At 33.9% G+C, this 19,413-nt stretch carries 18 protein-coding genes and 7 tRNA genes; 11 read left to right on the plus strand and 14 right to left on the minus strand.

The genetic code is table 11. From position 1 onward, the window contains the following. Positions 1 to 881: 881 nt before the first annotated feature. Positions 882 to 1,973 (minus strand): M56 family metallopeptidase, encoded by a 1,092-nt coding sequence (locus DWY01_RS10220; RefSeq protein WP_117996023.1) that lies wholly within the window; start codon positions 1,971 to 1,973, stop codon positions 882 to 884. Then, the gene (locus DWY01_RS10225) at positions 1,974 to 2,342 is read right to left on the minus strand and encodes a BlaI/MecI/CopY family transcriptional regulator (RefSeq protein WP_117996024.1); all 369 of its coding nucleotides are present in this window, start codon (positions 2,340 to 2,342) and stop codon (positions 1,974 to 1,976) included. It lies immediately after the preceding gene. 766 nt (positions 2,343 to 3,108) lie between these two features. Here DWY01_RS10225 and DWY01_RS11590 point away from each other — a divergent pair. After that, entirely contained in the window at positions 3,109 to 3,273 is a 165-nt protein-coding gene (locus tag DWY01_RS11590; RefSeq protein ID WP_158553707.1) for a hypothetical protein, read from the plus strand. A gap of 240 nt (positions 3,274 to 3,513) precedes the next feature. Here the strand turns inward: DWY01_RS11590 and DWY01_RS10235 are convergent. From DWY01_RS10235 to DWY01_RS10265, 7 genes are all read right to left on the minus strand, one after another. Further along, positions 3,514 to 3,589, minus strand: a tRNA-Phe gene (locus DWY01_RS10235). 3 nt (positions 3,590 to 3,592) lie between these two features. Next, a tRNA-Met gene (locus tag DWY01_RS10240) sits at positions 3,593 to 3,669 on the minus strand. A gap of 17 nt (positions 3,670 to 3,686) precedes the next feature. After that, positions 3,687 to 3,777, minus strand: a tRNA-Ser gene (locus DWY01_RS10245). A gap of 11 nt (positions 3,778 to 3,788) precedes the next feature. Continuing rightward, positions 3,789 to 3,865: transfer RNA gene (locus tag DWY01_RS10250), tRNA-Ile, on the minus strand. Positions 3,866 to 3,878: 13 nt separating this feature from the next. Further along, positions 3,879 to 3,955 (minus strand) — tRNA-Met (locus DWY01_RS10255). Between the two features lie 16 nt (positions 3,956 to 3,971). Beyond that, positions 3,972 to 4,048, minus strand: a tRNA-Pro gene (locus DWY01_RS10260). A gap of 22 nt (positions 4,049 to 4,070) precedes the next feature. Beyond that, positions 4,071 to 4,147, minus strand: a tRNA-Arg gene (locus tag DWY01_RS10265). Between the two features lie 174 nt (positions 4,148 to 4,321). On the opposite strand from DWY01_RS10265, the gene DWY01_RS10270 reads away from it, so the two are divergent. The 5 genes from DWY01_RS10270 to DWY01_RS10290 are packed head-to-tail and all read left to right on the plus strand — an operon-like array spanning position 4,322 to position 9,851. Then, positions 4,322 to 5,011 carry an N-acetylmannosamine-6-phosphate 2-epimerase gene (locus DWY01_RS10270; protein WP_003866240.1) on the plus strand — a complete coding sequence of 230 codons (690 nt, stop codon included), beginning with the start codon at positions 4,322 to 4,324 and terminating at the stop codon, positions 5,009 to 5,011. A 2-nt stretch (positions 5,012 to 5,013) separates the two neighbouring features. Beyond that, positions 5,014 to 6,402: a TldD/PmbA family protein gene (locus DWY01_RS10275; protein WP_117996027.1), complete on the plus strand. Its 1,389-nt coding sequence runs from the start codon at positions 5,014 to 5,016 to the stop codon at positions 6,400 to 6,402. Next, a complete protein-coding gene (locus tag DWY01_RS10280) occupies positions 6,395 to 7,720 on the plus strand; it encodes a TldD/PmbA family protein (RefSeq protein WP_117996028.1) in 1,326 nt (441 codons plus the stop codon). Before DWY01_RS10275 ends, DWY01_RS10280 begins: the two co-directional genes overlap by 8 nt. Positions 7,721 to 7,722: 2 nt before the next feature. Continuing rightward, the gene (locus DWY01_RS10285; RefSeq protein WP_117996029.1) at positions 7,723 to 8,496 is read left to right on the plus strand and encodes an enhanced serine sensitivity protein SseB C-terminal domain-containing protein; all 774 of its coding nucleotides are present in this window, start codon (positions 7,723 to 7,725) and stop codon (positions 8,494 to 8,496) included. 41 nt (positions 8,497 to 8,537) lie between these two features. Beyond that, positions 8,538 to 9,851 (plus strand): CCA tRNA nucleotidyltransferase, encoded by a 1,314-nt coding sequence (locus DWY01_RS10290; protein ID WP_117996030.1) that lies wholly within the window; start codon positions 8,538 to 8,540, stop codon positions 9,849 to 9,851. Between the two features lie 10 nt (positions 9,852 to 9,861). Here DWY01_RS10290 and DWY01_RS10295 read toward each other — a convergent pair whose 3' ends face one another. After that, complete coding sequence (locus tag DWY01_RS10295; protein ID WP_117996031.1) at positions 9,862 to 11,232, minus strand: MATE family efflux transporter; 1,371 nt, start codon at positions 11,230 to 11,232, stop codon at positions 9,862 to 9,864. A 1-nt stretch (position 11,233) separates the two neighbouring features. Further along, positions 11,234 to 11,665 carry a MarR family winged helix-turn-helix transcriptional regulator gene (locus DWY01_RS10300; RefSeq protein ID WP_117996032.1) on the minus strand — a complete coding sequence of 144 codons (432 nt, stop codon included), beginning with the start codon at positions 11,663 to 11,665 and terminating at the stop codon, positions 11,234 to 11,236. Between the two features lie 146 nt (positions 11,666 to 11,811). Between DWY01_RS10300 and feoB the strand changes: the two genes are divergently transcribed. The 5 genes from feoB (at position 11,812) to bsh (ending at position 17,365) form a co-directional block, all read left to right on the plus strand. After that, positions 11,812 to 14,148 carry a ferrous iron transport protein B gene (feoB, locus tag DWY01_RS10305; protein WP_117996033.1) on the plus strand — a complete coding sequence of 779 codons (2,337 nt, stop codon included), beginning with the start codon at positions 11,812 to 11,814 and terminating at the stop codon, positions 14,146 to 14,148. A 70-nt stretch (positions 14,149 to 14,218) separates the two neighbouring features. Next, a complete protein-coding gene (locus tag DWY01_RS10310) occupies positions 14,219 to 15,037 on the plus strand; it encodes a Cof-type HAD-IIB family hydrolase (protein WP_117996034.1) in 819 nt (272 codons plus the stop codon). A gap of 1 nt (position 15,038) precedes the next feature. Further along, positions 15,039 to 15,587, plus strand: a complete 549-nt coding sequence (locus tag DWY01_RS10315; RefSeq protein WP_117996035.1) for a chromate transporter — start codon at positions 15,039 to 15,041, stop codon at positions 15,585 to 15,587. Further along, on the plus strand, positions 15,580 to 16,128 hold the full coding sequence (locus DWY01_RS10320) for a chromate transporter (protein ID WP_117996036.1): 549 nt from the start codon (positions 15,580 to 15,582) through the stop codon (positions 16,126 to 16,128). Before DWY01_RS10315 ends, DWY01_RS10320 begins: the two co-directional genes overlap by 8 nt. A 286-nt stretch (positions 16,129 to 16,414) precedes the next feature. Next, positions 16,415 to 17,365 (plus strand): choloylglycine hydrolase, encoded by a 951-nt coding sequence (gene bsh / locus DWY01_RS10325; RefSeq protein ID WP_117996037.1) that lies wholly within the window; start codon positions 16,415 to 16,417, stop codon positions 17,363 to 17,365. A 55-nt stretch (positions 17,366 to 17,420) separates the two neighbouring features. On the opposite strand, the gene DWY01_RS10330 is transcribed toward bsh, so the two are convergent. The 3 genes from DWY01_RS10330 to DWY01_RS10340 form a co-directional block, all read right to left on the minus strand. Then, a complete protein-coding gene (locus DWY01_RS10330) occupies positions 17,421 to 18,326 on the minus strand; it encodes a GNAT family N-acetyltransferase (RefSeq protein ID WP_117996038.1) in 906 nt (301 codons plus the stop codon). After that, positions 18,323 to 18,595, minus strand: coding sequence for a hypothetical protein (locus DWY01_RS10335; protein ID WP_117996039.1), 273 nt, complete (start codon positions 18,593 to 18,595; stop codon positions 18,323 to 18,325). The genes DWY01_RS10330 and DWY01_RS10335 overlap by 4 nt, the downstream gene beginning before the upstream one ends. Positions 18,596 to 18,662: 67 nt before the next feature. Next, positions 18,663 to 19,262 carry a YigZ family protein gene (locus DWY01_RS10340; RefSeq protein ID WP_117996040.1) on the minus strand — a complete coding sequence of 200 codons (600 nt, stop codon included), beginning with the start codon at positions 19,260 to 19,262 and terminating at the stop codon, positions 18,663 to 18,665. Between the last annotated feature and the right edge of the window lie 151 nt (positions 19,263 to 19,413).

Below are 19,413 nucleotides of genomic sequence, written 5' to 3' on the forward strand. Positions count from 1 at the left end.
ATCAGAAGTGTACATTCTTAAATGATCATTTATGTACATATTTAGATTATCATTTATAGTAAATAAGATATACGTAAAAAAAGCACCTGGAAAATGCTAGGTGCAATCTTTGACAAATGGTGGTTTCAGTCGGAATTGAAAAGTTATTTTGTTGAAAAAAAAGATGGTCTAGTCCGAACCACCCTTTTACTCGTGTGGGCTTGTTATCCGTTTGCCCACTTGAATTATAGCATGCTTTTTAGCGAATGTAATGCTAATCACTATCACTAGTCCAGTTGGAATATTTAATATATCTGATGTTAAACCTAAGTTTAAGTCTACAGACAATTTCTATTTTGAAACTCTTTCAAATGACTCTATAAGTGACCCGATAACTGACCCGATAAGATTTGGAATTAGAAATGTTGAAAACTTTAAAACTAAATTCTGGAATAAACACAATAATAAAAATGACTGAAATAATCCAAACAAATGTACCATCGGTTAGTAGGAATAAAAAAATTGACTATTTATGTAGAACATTGTGGTTTGAATAGAAATGGTTGATATTGCTTAAAAAGAAAAAGTTGATAAATAAGGTTTAGGCAAGAGGAAATAAACAGGTTCAAAAGGAAAGGTTGGAACTAAGTTAGAGGAAACACTTATTGAGTTTTATCATACTGAAAATATAGTTGATAATAAAGTGATTCATGAGTATGATTACGTAAATGAGGTTCAACTAGTAACTGTAAAAGTACACTATCAATTATTTACTCTTACAAATACTTATGAACTGTTAGTAGTGGATTAAAAAAACAAGTATCACTCTTTATAGGGGTACTTGTTTTGCTTTTTGAATAAGTTTTAAAAGTTTTTAAAAATGATTTTGTGACAATGAAAGATTATTCTCCTTTTATGATTGGAATGTCTTTAAATTCTTTAGATTTTGGATTGTTGATAATACCTTTAAATTTACCGACATGAAATGTATAAGTACCATCTTTATTCACTGTTATATATCCATTTTTTAAATCTTTTTCTGATAATAACTCATGTTCGTCAGGAGCAGGGAAAGAAGGCTCTAATATGATAGAGTTTGTCAGAAATGGAAACAAAATCAATGTGGCCAATAGTAATTTGTTGGTCTTTTTCTTGTATTTGTTCTCTATCATATAGTTTATTCTATATTCAAGAACTTTTATACTTTCATCAATAATATTCGAATTACTATATTTGTGCGCTTGATTATAAATAGTAGTCTTTTTTTGTATGTTTATTAAGTCTCTAATGTATTGATTGTTTTCTTTCTCATTGAAATTTTTTGTGCTTTTATAATCAGCACACATCTCTAAAAGTAAATGGATTTGATTTCTAAATATATATACAAATGGATTCCACCAGTATAGGATCACAACAAAATTTATAATATGTTTTATTAAACCGTCATGATGTTGAATATGACTGATTTCATGTCGTAAAATATTATTCAGTTCGCTTTTAGTGTATAAAGTCGTAGGAAGAAATATACTCTTTTTTGTGGTAAATACTGTAGGAACATATAAAAATTTACTGCTAAAAATAGGAAAAATATCTAATTCTGCATCTAAATCATTGGTTTCTAATTTGACTGAATTAGAAATGAGTAGTTTATAATTTTTGTTTGACTGAGATATTGAAAAGATATATTCAATGGATTTGATTATAATTCCTATAACCCATATAACAAGAAGTAGATTATAAATCTCAAATGAATGAAATTCATAATGCATTATGTTATAAAACGGATTCATAATCGGTGCAGCTGCTATTGATTGCGTAAATTTAAATTCAATAGGAAATAATAGACGTAAAATTATAATTATAGCTAGGACAGAAAGAAAATCAGTTCTAAAAAACATATAACTTTTTTTGCATGTTAGTAATGCATTAAAAATAAGAATCAGAATGGCAGTAAAAATGATTGTAATAAATAACGATGAAAGGGATAACTGCATTTACTTTATTCCCTTTTCTTTTAATTTGATATTTATAAGTTTTTCTAATTCGATAATGGCATCTAAATTGTCGGTTTCTTTTATGAAATTTGAAGCTAATTCAAAAGATGTTTTTTGATTTACAAAACTTGTAATATATTCAACTTGAGAAATTACAGGCACATATTCTCGCATTAGAGCTTTTTCGTGCTGAACGATTCTATCTACTTTTATATAATCTTTTTTAAGCAATTTCTGAAGGACTTGTTGAATTGTATATATACTAACATCTTCATCTAAATTCTTCTTTAAAGCACTAGCAGACAATGGAACAGAAGAATTCCACAAAGCAATCATAATTTGATTTTCTCTTTTTGATAATTTTTTCATATATGTTTTTCACCCATGAATATTCTAGCCTCTATTTTTAATTGTCGCAACAATTAAAAATAAAAATAACTATTGCTAAAAATAACAATTAATGCTATTTTGTACTTGAAGATAGCGCTATCCTTGAAAAGAACAAAATATATGAAAATAGTAATTAGTTATTTTGCTTCCTTATTGCTGTACATGCATGTTATTCCAATATATGCAAAAGAATCCATATTTAAAATGAAATACTAAATCAGATTATAGGAGGATGTTCTAAAGATGAGATGCGAAAATTTATCGAAAAGACTAAATAGATATACAATATTATTTTTAATAATGGATTTGATTATACTTTTAATTGATTTATTCAGTTGTCATAATCATACTAAATTTTTGTTTCTCATATTGACAATATTCACTATTAATTGTTTATTTTTCGATTTCTGTAAAAAACATATTGCTTATATTAAAGAATCAATATTTTATATTTGGCAATTTAATTATGAAAATGCAATTTTTGGATATATAAAGTTATTGCTCTTGATTCTAATTAGTATTTGTTACTTTGCTTTTTATGATTATAGTGTTAAACCGATGATAATCTTAGCACTTATTGGTATCTGTATTATGTTGATTGTGATTAAAAGAACATTAAAACTTAGAAAGTTATGATTTTAATAAACAAGTCGTATGACAGATGTTGCTAGACCATGTTTATTAGATCGTGATCAGGTTGTTTCGGTTGATGTTGTTATGATGGTGAATAAAGGAGGTGTAGTATATGACAGACGAACAAAGAAAGATGATTGATAAATTGAATGAAGATAATCGAAAATTAAATGATGTGAACAAAGGAATGAAAGACTATGCTAAATACAAATTGGTCGTAGGGATTCTCGTGGTTATCATAATAATCGTTTTATATCTCATTCAGCATACCACCTGATTTAAAGGTGGATTTAGAGGGAAATAAAAGCAATCGAAATAGGTGAAAAAAAGCGGATAATTTACTATCCGTTTTTAATGTGTTTTGAAAATATTTTGTAGTTTTTTTGTAACTTTTATCTAAAAGAGAGAATGAATTCGCTTCTATTGATGATATTGAATATAACCATAATGTAGGAATATGCATTAAATAAGGCATAAAAAAAGCACCTGGCAAATGCTAGGTGCAATCTTTGACAAATGGTGGTCTCAGTCGGAATCGAACCAACGACACAAGGATTTTCAGTCCTTTGCTCTACCAACTGAGCTATGAGACCATATGGTTGCGGGAGAAGGATTCGAACCAACGACCTCCGGGTTATGAGCCCGACGAGCTACCAGACTGCTCTATCCCGCGATGTGAATTAAATAAGATGGCGCAGAAGCTGGGATTCGAACCCAGGCGCCGCTCGCACGACCTACCGGTTTTCAAGACCGGACCCTTCAGCCACTTGGGTACTTCTGCATATGTATAATTGGTGGACCCTGTAGGACTCGAACCTACGACCCGCCGGTTATGAGCCGGATGCTCTGACCAACTGAGCTAAGGGTCCAAGTTAAACTCGTTGGTGGCTGGAGTGAGACTCGAACTCACGACCTTCCGGGTATGAACCGGATGCTCTAGCCAACTAAGCTACCCAGCCGAATTAAATAAAATAATGGTCGGGATGACAGGATTTGAACCTGCGACCCCTTGATCCCAAATCAAGTGCACTACCAAGCTGTGCTACATCCCGATATTTTTAGAAAAAAAATAAATGGCGCGCCCAGCAGGAATCGAACCCACAACCTTTTGATCCGTAGTCAAACGCTCTATCCAGTTGAGCTATGGGCGCATTTATTTCAACTGAGCTCATGTGTCTCGCTCAGTGCCCATTAAATATACCATCACTTTTAAATGATTGCAAGCACTTTTTTAAATTTTTTTTAATTTTTTTTAAATTCGTGTTTTAAACCAGTATACGTAGTATAATTACCTATATATAAGTAAGAAGAAGGAGATTTAAATCATGAGTAACATTGAATCAGTAAAAGGACACTTAATCGTATCTTGTCAGGCACTTCCAGATGAACCTCTACATTCATCATTTATTATGGGACGTATGGCTAGAGCTGCTAAATGGGGAGGCGCCAAAGGTATTCGTGCTAATACTGTAGAAGATATTAATGAAATTCAAAAGGAAGTAGATTTACCAGTTATTGGAATCATTAAACGAGTATATGGAGATTGTCCAGTATTCATTACACCTACAATGAAAGAAATTGATGAATTGATCGAAGGAGCACATCCAGAAATCGTTGCCTTAGATGCAACTTGTCGTGTTCGTCCAGATGGAAGAACTTTAGATGAATTGTATGCTGATATTCGTGCTAAATATCCAGAACAAAAATTAATGGCAGACTGCTCTACATTAGAAGAGTGTCTACATGCAGCCCAACTAGGCTTTGATTTTGTAGGAACAACATTAGTTGGATATACAGAAGAAAGTAAGGGCGATAAAGTTGAAACGAATGATTTTGAGTTAATGCGTAAATATTTAGAACAATCAAACGTACCAATGATTGCCGAAGGAAATATTGATACACCAGAAAAAGCACGCCGTGTATTAGAATTAGGATGCTTCAGTGTAGTAGTTGGATCTATCATTACTCGTCCTCAATTAATCACAAAACGATTTGTAGATTGCATTGAGGGATAAGTATGTTAAAGAAGGAACAAATAGAAAAATTATTAGAACGTTGTATGGCTTCTTCTTGTGATTTTGCCGAAATCTTTGAAGAAGAGGGAACAACTGAATCTTTATCCATGTTAAATGGAAAATTAGAAGATACAAACGTATTGATTCGTGCTGGTATTGGAATTCGTTTATATAAAGGTGTGCAATCTGTATATGGATACACAAATGAAATAAATGAAGAATCATTAAATGCCTTGGTCGATGATTTGCGTGGAGGCTTTGGCATAGAATCTAAATCTGTATCTATCTCTTTGGTTGAAGAAACTCATGAAAATCTTCATCCTATCAAGGAAAATCCTGTCAAAGCTTCATTAGAATCGAAAGTTGCCTTGATGTTACGTGCCAATGATGCAGCTAAAGCCTATTCAGATAAGATTCAAAAAGTATCTGTAGGATTGGCAAGTGTATGCCAAAATGTACAGATTTCAAATAGTGAAGGAAGACTTGTACAGGATACAAGAATTCGTTGTCGAATGTCTGTATCTTCTTTTGCGCAAGATGGTCAAAATTTACAATCTGGCTATGAAGCACCAGGTGCAAGTAAGGGGCTTGAATTTTTTGAAGAAAGAACACCAGAATCGATTGGAAAAGAAGCAAGTCGTATTGCGTTAGTGTTATTAGAGGCTAAGGATTGTCCATCCGGAAAAATGCCAGTCATTATTGATAATGGATTTGGTGGAGTCATCTTCCATGAAGCGTGTGGACATGCTCTAGAAGCAAGTTCTGTAAGTAAAAATCAGAGTGTATTCTGTAATAAATTAGGGCAAAAAGTCGCAAGTGATAAAGTCACAGCGGTTGATGATGGAACAATTCCAAATGCATGGGGCTCACAAAACGTTGATGATGAGGGTAATCCCCAACAAAAACGTGTATTAATTGAGAATGGTATTTTAAAGAGCTATATGATTGATCGCTTGAATGGTCGAAGAATGGGGCTTGAATCGACTTCAAGTTCGCGTCGTCAGTCTTATAAATTTGAAACCACTTCGCGTATGACAAATACATATATTGCCGCTGGAAATGATGATTTTGACGAAATGTTTGAAGGCATCAAACGTGGATTGTATGCGAAAAAAATGGGTGGTGGAAGTGTAAATCCACAAACCGGAGAGTTTAATTTTGCCGTATTAGAAGGTTATTTAATTGAAAATGGTAAGATTTCTTATCCAGTAAAAGGAGTTTCTTTGATTGGTAATGGAGCGGATATCCTGTTTAATATTGATCGCGTGGGTAAAAATTTAGAGCGAGGACAAGGTATGTGTGGTTCTAGTTCTGGCTCGATCCCTACAGATGTTGGTCAGCCAGCCATTCGTGTTTCACAAATTACAGTAGGAGGTACGGCCAATGAATAAACAAGTATGGATTGAAAAAGCACTTGGCCTAGGCATCCAGGAATTTGAAATCTATCAATCTACAACGGTAGAAAAAGAGATGACTTGGTTTCAAGGACAAATGGATACTTTAGTATCGAGTAAAGTTACGGGTACAAGTATTCGTGGAATTGTAGATGGAAAAATGGCCAATATGGCATTGGAAGAAATAGACGATTCTATGTGTGAAACTGTTTTAAAATCATTGATTGAACAAGCACATATTATTTCTAATGAAGAAACAGATTCATTAAGAAAGCCAGAACCAATTGAGTACGTAAAAAAAGATGTGACTTGGAATATGGCTAGTACAGAATATGTGAAGGATATTCTTCAAAGCTTAGAAGCTAAGATTCTAGCTTATGATCCACGTGTCATTCAAGTTGGATATTTAGGATATTCACAAGGAAGCGGAAGTCGCAGTATTGTGAACAGCTTAGGTATGGACGTGCAGGATTTTGATGAAATGCAATACATTGTTGCCAGTGTTGTTGTGAAAGAAAATGAAGAAATCAAAGATGCTAGTTTAGTTGAAGTTGTGTATGACTTTAATCAATATGATTTGGATTCATTTGTATCTCGTGTTTGCGACAAGGCTTTAAATAAGTTAGGAGCAACACCAATTCCAAGCTGTACATGCCCAGTTATCTTTGAAAAGGATGCGATGACATCTTTATTTGCGGCATTTACAGGCTTATTTAACGGTGAATTAATGTATAAGGGAATTTCACCTTTAAAAGATAAATTCAACGAACAAATTTTCTCTGAACAAATCACAATTATGGATGATCCAAAGAATACGGATTGTTTAAGTATTGCCAATTTTGATGATGAGGGTTGTCCAACATCTTCAAAAACGTTGGTGGATCATGGAAAATATGTTATGATGCTTCATGACACAAGAAGTGCCAATCGAATGCATACAAATAGTACAGGAAACGGCTTTAAATCAGGTTATGCATCTAGCGTGAGTGTACAGCCGATGAATTGTTACATCGTACCTGGAAGTGATAGTTTTGAAGATTTGTGTACAAAAATCAAAGATGGCTTTGTCGTACAGAATTTAGCTGGTCTTCATGCTGGACTTGATTTTGTTTCTACAAACTTCTCACTACAATGCTCAGGCTTCTGGGTAAAGGATGGTAAAAGAGATAAGAATGTTACTCTAGTTACTGTCGCAAATAACTTCTTAAATATGATGAAGCATGTGATCAGTGTTGGTAATGATTTAGATTGGAGTTATCATCAGGCGGTAAGTCCAAGTATCGCATTTGAAGAGTGCACAATTTCAGGGGAATAATTATGGTAAATGAATTTAAAAATGAAAAACTACAAGAAACATTAGTTTTATTTAGTAAAGAAAAAACAGATTCAGCATTTAGAAACTTGTTGGAAGCGTTTATTTCTACAAACTTTCTAATTCCAGCACAATGGGATAAAGATCCTACTCGCAATGAAAAAGGAGTCTTAGTCTTTGAACCAAATACACAATTCCAATTGTCTTTGATTCAAAATGATAAGGGAGATAGTTTCTTTCCTGTTTTCTCAAGTATGGATCAATTAAAAAAATGGGATCAAGATAGTGAAATCCATTCATTGGTCATGACTTACAATCAGTATATGCCTTTTGTGAAGATGGCATTAAACCAGATTCATGGCATTGTGATTGATCCATTTGGAGCTAATGTTTTACTAGATTGTAATTTATTAGTGGAATTAGATAAAAATCGTGGTTCACAAGTGAGTGAAAATCCAATTCATAAAGGAGACAGTTTAAAACTTCGTGATCCTGTCGCAAGTGTAACCGAACTTCAAAGAGCAATCTGTGAATTTGGGGACTCTCACCCAGATATTCTTTCTATTTATTTGAAAGAAAGAATTGTCAAAGATCAGCCTAGCCACTGGTTCTTAGTTGTGGATATGATCAATGATGATAAACAGACTCTACAAGATCTAGGAAACTTCTGTACGCCAGCAAGTTACGGAAAAGGTTTTGAATTTATGTTTGGAAGTATGGAAATCGCAAAGAGAATCATGGCAGATACAATTCCAACATATGTAAAGATTACAAAGTAATTAAGGTGCAATTCAGCACCTTTTTCTTATATAATAGAAGTATGAAATTACCTAAATATATATTAGAAATCATTCAAAAAATAAATGATATTGGATATGAAGCGTATGTGGTAGGTGGATGTGTTCGTGACTATTTACTAGATCGACCAATCCATGATTATGATATTTGTACAAGTGCTAAACCTGAAGTGATATTAAATCTATTTGATCGAAGTATAGGGACAGGACTCAAGCATGGAACGGTAACGGTTTTATCAAATTCACCCGTTGAAATCACAACTTTTCGTTTAGAGAGTGAATACAAGGATCATCGTCATCCAGACAATGTGAAATATGTATCAACAATTGAAGAAGATTTATCAAGACGTGATTTTACTGTGAATGCGATGGCCTACCATCCGAATCATGGCTTGATAGATCCGTATGGAGGACAATTTGATCTTAAAGCTAAAGTCATTCGATGTGTGGGTAATCCGAATCGAAGATTTAGTGAGGATGCTCTAAGAATGTTGCGTGCCTATCGTTTTTGTGCAAAACTAGGCTTTTCTATGGATGAAACAGTTAAAAAATCTATCGATACAAATGCATCTTTGATTCAATATGTATCAATAGAAAGAATTTTGCATGAATTAAAAGAAATCATGGAAGCAAATCCACAAGTATTGGCGGAGATGACACTTCTTTTAAAACCAATATTTAATGAGTTGGATTTGGCATTGAGGTGTAGTCAAAACTCAATCTATCACTATACGGATGTTTTGCATCATACTTTAGATGCGATGAGTTATTTAAAACCATATGATGAAACTTTAGCCATTGCGCTATTGTTTCATGATCTAGGCAAAGTACAAGTGAAGACAACTGATTCGAATGGAAAGGATCATTTTAAGCATCATGCGAAGGTAGGAAGTGAATTATCTAAAGAGCTATGTCGACGTTTTAAACTTACAAATGAACAAAGAAAGTGGATTCCTTTTTATGTTTTGCATCATGATGATAAATTTACTTGTGATTTAGATTGTATTTATAAGTATCGTGTTACATATCGTTTGGATGAAGAACACTTATTGAACTTACTTCAAATTCGCTATTGTGATGCGATGGCCCATTCTGAATTGGGGCAAAAATCAGCTAAAGATGTAGAATTGTTCTATTCTTATTACATCCAAAATAGAAATCGTTGTATGTGTATATCTCAACTTGCATTGAATGGAAATGATATTATAGAAGCGACAAATTTAAGAGGAAAACAGATTCAAGAAGCTTTGAATGTGTGTTTAAAATATAGTTTTTATCATCCTGAAAAGAATAATAAGGAAGAATTATTGAATAAAATAAAAGATGAGTTATCGTGATATTGATAACTCATCTTTCCATTTGTGCTAATGTCTTCTTAAAGTTTTTAATAAATAACGTTACTGTTGTGCTTACCGCAATAAAGTCTGCGATAGGTTCTGCAACAAATACCGCAAAGATATGATTGGATAAGATGTTTGGTAAGATAAAAATCAATGGAATTAAGACAATGATCTTTCTAAAGATAGCTAAAAATACAGAAATCTTGGCATTTCCAAACGCAATGAAGGTTTGTTGGCAAGAAATTTGAAGTCCCATCAATAATACGCATGCCATATAGATACGAATAGCCCAGCTTGCCATTGCCATTAAGTCTGGATCATTTGTGAAGATAGAAATAAATACTTGTGGGAATAATTCCACTAAAAGCCAGATGATACTTGCGTATGTGAAACAACATAGTGTTTGAAGTAAAAAGCCTTTTTTAACGCGCGGGCCATTTTTAGCACCAAAGTTGTAGCTAATGATAGGTTGTCCACCTTGCGTTAATCCTTGAAGTGGCATCATCGCAAACTGCATTACACTCGTTAGAATGGTCATACTTCCAATCGCAACATCCCCACCAAATTTAGATAGTTGCATATTGAAACATAAAGAGATTAAGCTTTCTGTTGACTGCATCACAAAGGGTGCGATACCTAAAGCTAAACTAGGGAATAATAAACTGGGTACAATTTTAAAATTTTCTTTTTTTAACTTAAGAACCGTCTGTTTACCACTCAAGAAATGAATAACCCAGATTGCACTGATGGCTTGCGAAATAATGGTAGCTAGTGCAGCACCTTTTACGCCCATATTGAATCCAAAGATAAAAATAGGGTCTAAAATAATGTTTAAGATAGCTCCTATTAAAACGGTCATCATACTTGTTTTAGAGAATCCCTGACAAGAAATAAAGGCATTCATTCCGAGTGTCATTTGGACAAAAATGGTTCCTAAGGCATAAATACCCATATATTGTTTGGCATATACAATTGTTTGTGAACTTGCCTGGAATAATTGTAGTAATGAGGTTTGAAAAGCTAATAAACATACAGTTAGAGTTAATGAAATCACAATCAATGCGATAAAACAGTTACCCATGATTTTTTCAGCCGTTGGATTATCTTGTTTACCCATATATATACTAGCTCTTGGTGCACCTCCCATACCGACTAAACACGCAAAGGCGGATACAATCATAATAATTGGTAAACAAACGCCTACGCCTGTTAGGGCAATGGCTCCTACATTTTGTATGTGACCAATATACATGCGATCAACTACATTATAGAGTAGATTAACAATTTGACTTAAAATGGCAGGAACTGCCAACATAAAGAGTAATTTACCAACTTTTTCATGCCCTAAATCTACTTCTGACGCTGTTGTAAACTTCATTTTAATGCACTCCTTCTATTTTTTTATTCATTTTATTCATTGTATCAATCATACATTGAATATCTTTTGTGGGAATATCTTTGAATAATACTTGATTGATCTTTTCAATCTCAATAGAGATTTTTTCTAATACAGGAATCGCATTTTCCGTTAATTCAATATGAGAAATTCTCTTATCATTTGGATCGGGTTTAACTAAAACGATTCCTTTTTGTTCTAAGCTTGTCACACTTCGAGAAACCAAAGCTTTGGAAACACCCAATACAACACGAAGCTGTGTGCTTGTTGTGATGGAGTTATTGTTTTGTAGTAAAATTAGTATCGAAATTTCATTTGGGGAAAAGGTATATTCTGCAAATCGATTTTTGATTTGTTTACCATAATATTCACGCAATCGATTGGATAAGCGCAAAAATTCTTCAATTGTCAACATATGCCCCCCTAAAGTTCACTTGTAAACAGTTTGATTGTAAACAAGTGGAAGTATTCTGTCAACGAAAAGTTAAAAAAATAGAATCTACTATAATTGACTATTTGAATAATGTGCTATAATTTTAACTAATTGGGGGAGGGACATGCATGACGTTAAAAGAGTTAAAAATAGGACAGAGTGCATTGATTAAAGCCGTTGGAGGAACGGGAGCATTAAGACAACACTTTTTGGATATGGGAGTGATTCCTGGAGCTGAAGTTACAGTTGTAAAATTTGCGCCTATGGGCGATCCAATGGAACTACAAATTCATGGATATGAATTATCGCTTCGATTAGATGAAGCTGAAAAAATATTGGTTGAATTAATTGATGAAAGAACTCGTAAGCACGAAAGTGCTGAGAATATAAATAACACCGTTCACCCTGGTTTAGGTGAAGATGGTAAATATCATGTAAAGGCAGATGAAAATCCTTTGCCGGAAGGAACGTGTTTGACATATGCTTTAGTGGGAAATCAGAACTGTGGAAAAACCACTTTGTTTAATCAACTAACTGGATCAAATCAGCATGTTGGAAATTTTCCGGGTGTAACCGTCGATCGAAAGGATGGTCCAATTAAGGGATATCCAAATACATTGGTGACAGATTTGCCAGGTATTTATTCGATGTCACCTTATACAAGTGAAGAAATTGTATCGCGTAATTTTGTGTTAAATGATAAGCCTAAGGCAATCATCAATATTGTGGATGCGACAAATATTGAGCGAAATCTATATTTGACTATGCAACTTTTAGAAATGAATATTCCTATGGTTGTCGCACTAAATATGATGGATGAAGTTGCGAATAACCAAGGGTCGATTGATATTAATGGTATGGAAGCAATGCTTGGTGTGCCTGTTGTACCTATTTCTGCAGCTAAAAACCAAGGTGTAGATGAGTTGATTAAACATGCGATTCATATTGCGAAATACCAGGAAAGACCAGGACGTTTAGATTTTTGTGGAGAAGATGATTTTGGTGGGGCTGTTCATCGTTGTATTCACTCGATTTGTCACTTGATTGAAGATCATGCAAAAAAAGCTGATATTCCTTTGCGTTTTGCAGCGAGTAAAATTATTGAAGGTGACAATTTGATTCTCGAACGTTTGGATTTAGATGAGAATGAGAAAGAAATGATTGAACATATTGTTCTACAAATGGAAAAAGAGCGTGGACTTGATCATAGTGCGGCCATTGCCGATATGCGCTTTTCCTTTATTGAAAAGGTTTGTGAACAAACGGTTGTAAAGCCTAAGGAAAGTAAAGAGCGTGTTCGAAGTGAACGACTTGACCGTATTTTAACTGGTAAATATACTGCAATTCCTATGTTTATTGGTATTATGTTGCTTGTTTTTTACCTGACATTTAACGTGATTGGAGCCTGGCTTCAAGGCTTATTAGAACTCGGTATTGATTGGGTCACACAAGCTGTGGATGTCTGGATGACAAATGCTCATGTAAATTATGCGGTGCATAGTTTAGTGATTGATGGTATTTTTTCAGGGGTTGGTTCCGTATTATCCTTCTTGCCTATTATTGTGACTTTGTTCTTCTTCTTGTCTATGATGGAAGATAGTGGATATATTGCGCGTGTAGCCTTCTTTATGGATAAAATATTAAGAAAAATTGGATTATCAGGAAGAAGTATTGTTCCTTTATTGATTGGATTTGGATGTACGGTACCAGCTGTTATGTCTACACGTACTTTGCCTAGTGAAAGAGATCGTAAAATGACAATTTTACTGACGCCTTTTATGTCTTGTACCGCAAAATTACCTATTTATGCCTTTTTTGTGAATGCATTCTTTCCAAAACAAGGTGGCTTAGTTATGACAGGACTCTATGTTTTGGGGATTGTTGTAGGAATATTAATTGCTTTCTTATTTAAAAACACCTTATTTAAAGGAGAAGCCGTTCCATTTGTGATGGAACTTCCAAACTATCGTTTGCCTGGACTAAAGAATGTGAGTCAATTGTTGTGGGAAAAGGCCAAGGATTTCTTACAAAAAGCTTTTACTGTAATTTTTGTAGCCACTGTACTTGTATGGTTCCTCCAAAGCTTTAACTTACATTTAGATATGGTAAAGGATTCTAGTCAAAGTATTCTAGCTATGGTAGCGGGTTGGATTGCCCCAATATTTGCACCATTAGGACTTCAAGATTGGCGTATTGTGACATCTTTGATTAGTGGGTTTATGGCTAAAGAAAGTGTTGTTTCTACTTTACAAGTATTGTTTGTAGGTGGTGTACATAGTGCGTTAACCACATTATCAGCGGCTTCCTTACTTGTGTTCTGCTTGATTTATTCACCTTGTGTAGCAGCTATCGCATCAATTAAGCGAGAATTAGGAGCAAGATGGGCTGTAGGTGTAGTAGCATGGCAATGTGTACTTGCATGGATTTTAGCCCTTATTGTTCATGTGATTGGTTCGGTATTATAAGTAGCTTTATGCTACTTTTTTTTTGAAAACTAATGGTTTATAATTTTTCCATGTCTATGGGAGGATATATATGTATAAATTAATTGCGTGTGATTTAGATGAAACTTTGATCAAACCTGATCGAACAATTGATTGTAGAGATATTGAGGCCATTAAGAAGTTGAAAGGTTTAGGTGTTAAATTTGTTCTTGCGACTGGAAGAGGCTATAACACAGTTCAGGGCACATTAAAGGAATTGGATCTTTTTGATGAAGCCAATCAATATGTGATTTCATATAATGGTGGAGCCATCACCGAAAATAAGGACAATCGACTTTTACATTTTGAAGGTATTTCTTTTGAAAAAGCAGAAGAATTATATAAGCGTGGATTAAAGTATGATGTTGTGATTCATGTATATACGAAAGATACAGTGTATGCGTACAACTTAACAGAGGATGAGAAACGATATGTGCAGAATCGTCAAGAAATGACGGAAATTTTTGATCAGAACTTAGATTTTTTAAAGGGACAAGAAATTGTAAAGGTGTTATATACAAATACAGATTTTGAATATTTACAAGGAATTGCTCGGGATTTAGAAGATATTACCTTTGATATGGATGTTTCATATTCTAGCAATCGTTATATTGAATTTAATCATCAGGGAGTAAATAAGGGGGCTGGACTAAAAAAACTAGCCAATCTATTACATATTGATATTGAGGATACAATGGCGATTGGGGATAACTATAACGATTTATCCATGATCATGGATGCTGGTTTAGGTGTGGGAGTGCAAAATGCTGCACCGGGTATCAAGCCGGATTGCGACTATATTACTCAAGCTACTTGTGAGCAGGGTGCTGTTTGTGAAGCTATTGAGAAGTTTGTGTTAAAAGGAGAATAAGATGAAGAAGTTAATTCAACTATATGTATCGTGGTTTAAGATGGGATTATTTACTTTTGGAGGTGGATATGCCATGTTGCCAATGATTCAAAAGGAAGTGATTGAAAAGTATCACTGGGCTACAGAGGATGAGGTCATGGACTATTATGCGATTGGACAATGTACACCTGGTGTAATCGCAGTCAATACATCGACATTTATTGGGTATTATCAAGCAGGGGTTCCAGGTGCGATTGCAGCTACTCTAGGTGTAGTTACTCCATCTATTATCATTATTAGTGTGATTGCAGGTTTGATCACAAACTTTTCAAGTTTAGCCATTGTACAACATGCTCTAAATGGAATTCGTGTTGCGGTATGTATGTTGATGATCAATGCCGTATTGAAACTAGGGAAGGGTAATATTAAAAGTAAGGTTGGTTTCTTGATTTTTGCGGTGGCCCTGATTTTTGCGATGTTTACCAAAGTATCGACTGTATTACTTGTGATTGGTGCAGGAATTGCTGGGGTTGTGTTCTCTAGAATAGGATGGTTAAAGAAAAATGATTAAGTTATTATTGATGTTTTTAGAATTTTTCAAGACGGGACTATTTGCGGTAGGAGGTGGTCTTGCGACTATTCCTTTTTTAAGAGAGATTGGGGTTCGTTATGGCTGGTATACAATGAGTGATCTATCTACAATGATTGCGGTAAGCGAATCTACTCCAGGGCCAATGGGCGTTAATATGGCTAGTTATGTTGGTTTTAGTCAATATGGCATACTAGGATCCATTGTGGTAACACTCGGTCTGGTTTTACCAAGTTTGATTATTATTTGTATCATTGCCAATTTCTTAGAGAAATTTAAAGAGGCAGAGTTGGTTCAACAAATCTTTGCCGGATTAAAACCTGCTGTGGTTGCCTTTATTGCCGTGGCTACCATTGATATTTTGGTGACAACTTTATTTGGTGATTATACATTTTCCACATTTAACTGGAAACAATTTATTTGTTTGTTTGTATTACTGGCATTGAGTAAGTATAAACCTAAATTGCATCCAATCTGGTTTATTGTAGCTAGTGCGGTTGTAGGAATTGTATTCGCATTTTGAGTCATAGGGAAACTTATGACTTTTTTCTTTCCATAAAATAAAAAGCAATGTCCGGGCTTGACATTGCTTTAGGGAGAGGAAAATTATTAAGATAAAAATGTATCTTGAGTTTATAGGGTTGAATAATTTTCCAAAGGGTTAATCATAAGATAAGGCATTTCTTATGACACTTAAAATATATATTTTTTTTGGGTTTAACGCAATGAACACATATTTTGATTTGTTCATTATGAGTGTATTCTTATCAACTTTGTGTTAAGCTACTAAGTAGAAGGAGATGATTATAATGTGTACCGCATTAAGCTTTAATCAGTTTTTTGGAAGGAATTTAGATTATGAATTTTCATATGGAGAACAAGTAGCTATGGCTCCACGTAATTATGACTTTCATTTTAGACATTTAGATAAACATGAAAGTCACTACGCTTTGATTGGTATGGCTCACGTATTTGAAGAGTATCCATTATATTATGATGCCATGAATGAAAAGGGCTTGGGAATGGCTGGATTAAACTTTGTTGGGAATGCAAAGTTTTATGAAGTCAAAGAAGATAAGAACAATGTGGCTGCCTTTGAATTTATCCCTTGGATCTTATCGCAGTGTGCGAGTGTTAAAGAGGCAAAAGTAGTATTAGAAAATACAAATGTTTGTGCAACACCATTTAATGAACACTTTCCAGTAGCTGAATTACACTATATGATCAGTGATGAAAATGAAAGCATTGTCGTTGAGTGTATGGAAGATGGTATGCATGTACATGATAATCCTACGCATGTTTTGACAAATAATCCACCATTTCCTATGCAGTTGTTTCGTTTGAATGATTATATGTATTTATCAAATAAACAACCGAAAAATAACTTTGGATTGGATTTAACGGCGTATTCACGTGGCTTTGGTGCCATGGGACTTCCTGGAGACTTATCGAGTGGATCAAGATTTGTGCGTGTTGCCTATACAAGAGCAAATGCTACAAGTGATAAGAATGATTTAAGTCAATATTTCCACATAATTGGTAGTGTTGAGCAACAAAAAGGTCTTTGTGAAGTAGAACCAGGAAAGTATGAATATACAATTTATACTTCTTGTTGCGATTTAAGAAATGGAATTTACTATTACACGACATACAATAATCATCAAGTCAGTGGTGTGAATATGTTTAATGAGAATTTGGATAGTGATACGCTTGTTTCATATCCAGTGATTGAAGAAGAAATGATTTATATGCAAAATTAATTTCTTGATGACATGAACTTATATTAGTTATGTTTTGTTTAAGAGAGAAGAAAGCCTACTGGAAATGGTTCCATGTAGGCTTTTCTAATAGTTCATAAGCTGCTTTTGCGTTTCTGACATTAGTGCTTGAGAATTTATCAAATAATTTATAATTGTTGAGTCTGACCATTAACTTTTTATCTGTTCTAGGAAAATGAAGCGGGAATAATTTATCGAATCTTTCATTTTCACTGATAAGAATGGATGTTACATCATGCTTATAGGATAGATAAGTTAAGAGGTCTTGTATGGCTTGGGAATCAAAATATATTAAAGTTTCAACATGTGCCTGACCTTCTTTTGTTGAATAGATTGCGAAGCCTTTTGGCTGTTTTTCGTCATTAACCATAGTGACGATGAACTTACCTAATCTTTCATGATATTGAATAAGATTATTGAATTCATCTTCATTTAATAGAATGCTTCCATCAAAATACTGCATGAATTGAAAATATAATGGATATAAATTGTCTTTTTTGCGAACAATATGGAATGGATTTCCACTTTTACATAGAGGTGCTCCTATCCAGTATTCTTTAGTATTTGAAATATGTTGAAAGCTTTTGACTTCAAAAAGCTTAGGCATATTTGTGTATGCGATGGTGAATAAATCGTTATATGTAGCTTGTGAAACCACTGCATCTAATAAACTAGAGAATTGTTTCCTTTGTCTATAGTCGGGTAAGGTGGCAGCCATACCAATCACTGATACGCGTATTTGTTGGTCTAAAAACATCATATTTTTTTTAGAAACTTGTAGACAAGATGTAATCTTATCGTCTTGCCAGAAACAAAACATATGATTTGGGTCATATTTATATTTCATCCAGATATCAATTTCTTTTTCATTCATGTTGAAGGCGGATTTAGTTAGTAAGTCTTTGATTTGTGTATCAAAGCCAATGGAATTGTGACAAATCATTGGTTATCCCCATTCTCTTCATCTTCATGTTCTACATATTCTACATCAATGGCTCCATGCTTAGGCGCGGAGTTTGATTGTTGCTGGCGTGGATCGTCATTTGATTCGTTTTTAAATGTATGTACATATACATGTCTTCTTCCAGTAAATAAGGAAATGATCCAGAATATAAAGAGGAATAATAAAATAATTGGTATAAACCATTGTGATAAATGTACGATTATAAAAATAATCACGAAAAGTGCGATTAAAGTAAGAATGCTATCCATAAATGTACCTCGCTTTTCTAAAAGTATATCATACTGATTGGATTGCTTTGTGTTTTGTCTGTGTGAACTATATCACACATTCTGTTTCTATATCTTGTATGTATTTGATTTGAATCTTACCATTTGTTAGCTCCATAAGATCTTTTGAAATATCATCTTGAACCAGGAAATGATAAACTACATCTTCTTCATATTGTTGTTCGATGACTTCGATGTTCTGGGTTCTAAAATAATGATCCACTTTGCCGATTAAGTCATAAGAAAAATGAATTTGATATTCTTGTAGTGTAGTCACAGTTGTTAGTGTTGCAACTTTTAAGGCTTCTTGCACACTTGAACTATAAGCTCTGACAAGGCCTCCCGTTCCAAGCTTAATTCCACCAAAATAGCGAACGACCACTGCTAAAACATCTTGCATTTCATTATGCATCAATACATCTAACATAGGATGTCCTGCTGTCTGACTAGGTTCTCCATCATCGTTAGAACGCATAATGTTTCCTATAATCATAGCTGTGCAATGATGATTGGCATTTGGATGTTCTTTCTTTATTGCTTTTAAGAAGTCCTTTGCTTCTTGTTCATTCTGCGTTCTATGAAGGTAGGTAATGAATTTACTTTTTTTGATTTCTATTGTATTAATACAATCATTTTGAATTCTAGGCATAGTTGTATTGTAACGAAAAATACATTTTTCTACAAGTTTAGTACAAAAGAAACCATTCTAGTGTTGGCGTCTAGAATGGTTTCTTTCGTTTATTATTATTTTTAGGAGAGAGATATGAATATTGGTTTATTTTCTATATTCATTTGTCTTA

Source organism: Eubacterium sp. AF22-8LB, assembly GCF_003458715.1.
In the GTDB taxonomy this organism is placed as follows: domain Bacteria; phylum Bacillota_I; class Bacilli_A; order Erysipelotrichales; family Erysipelotrichaceae; genus Holdemanella.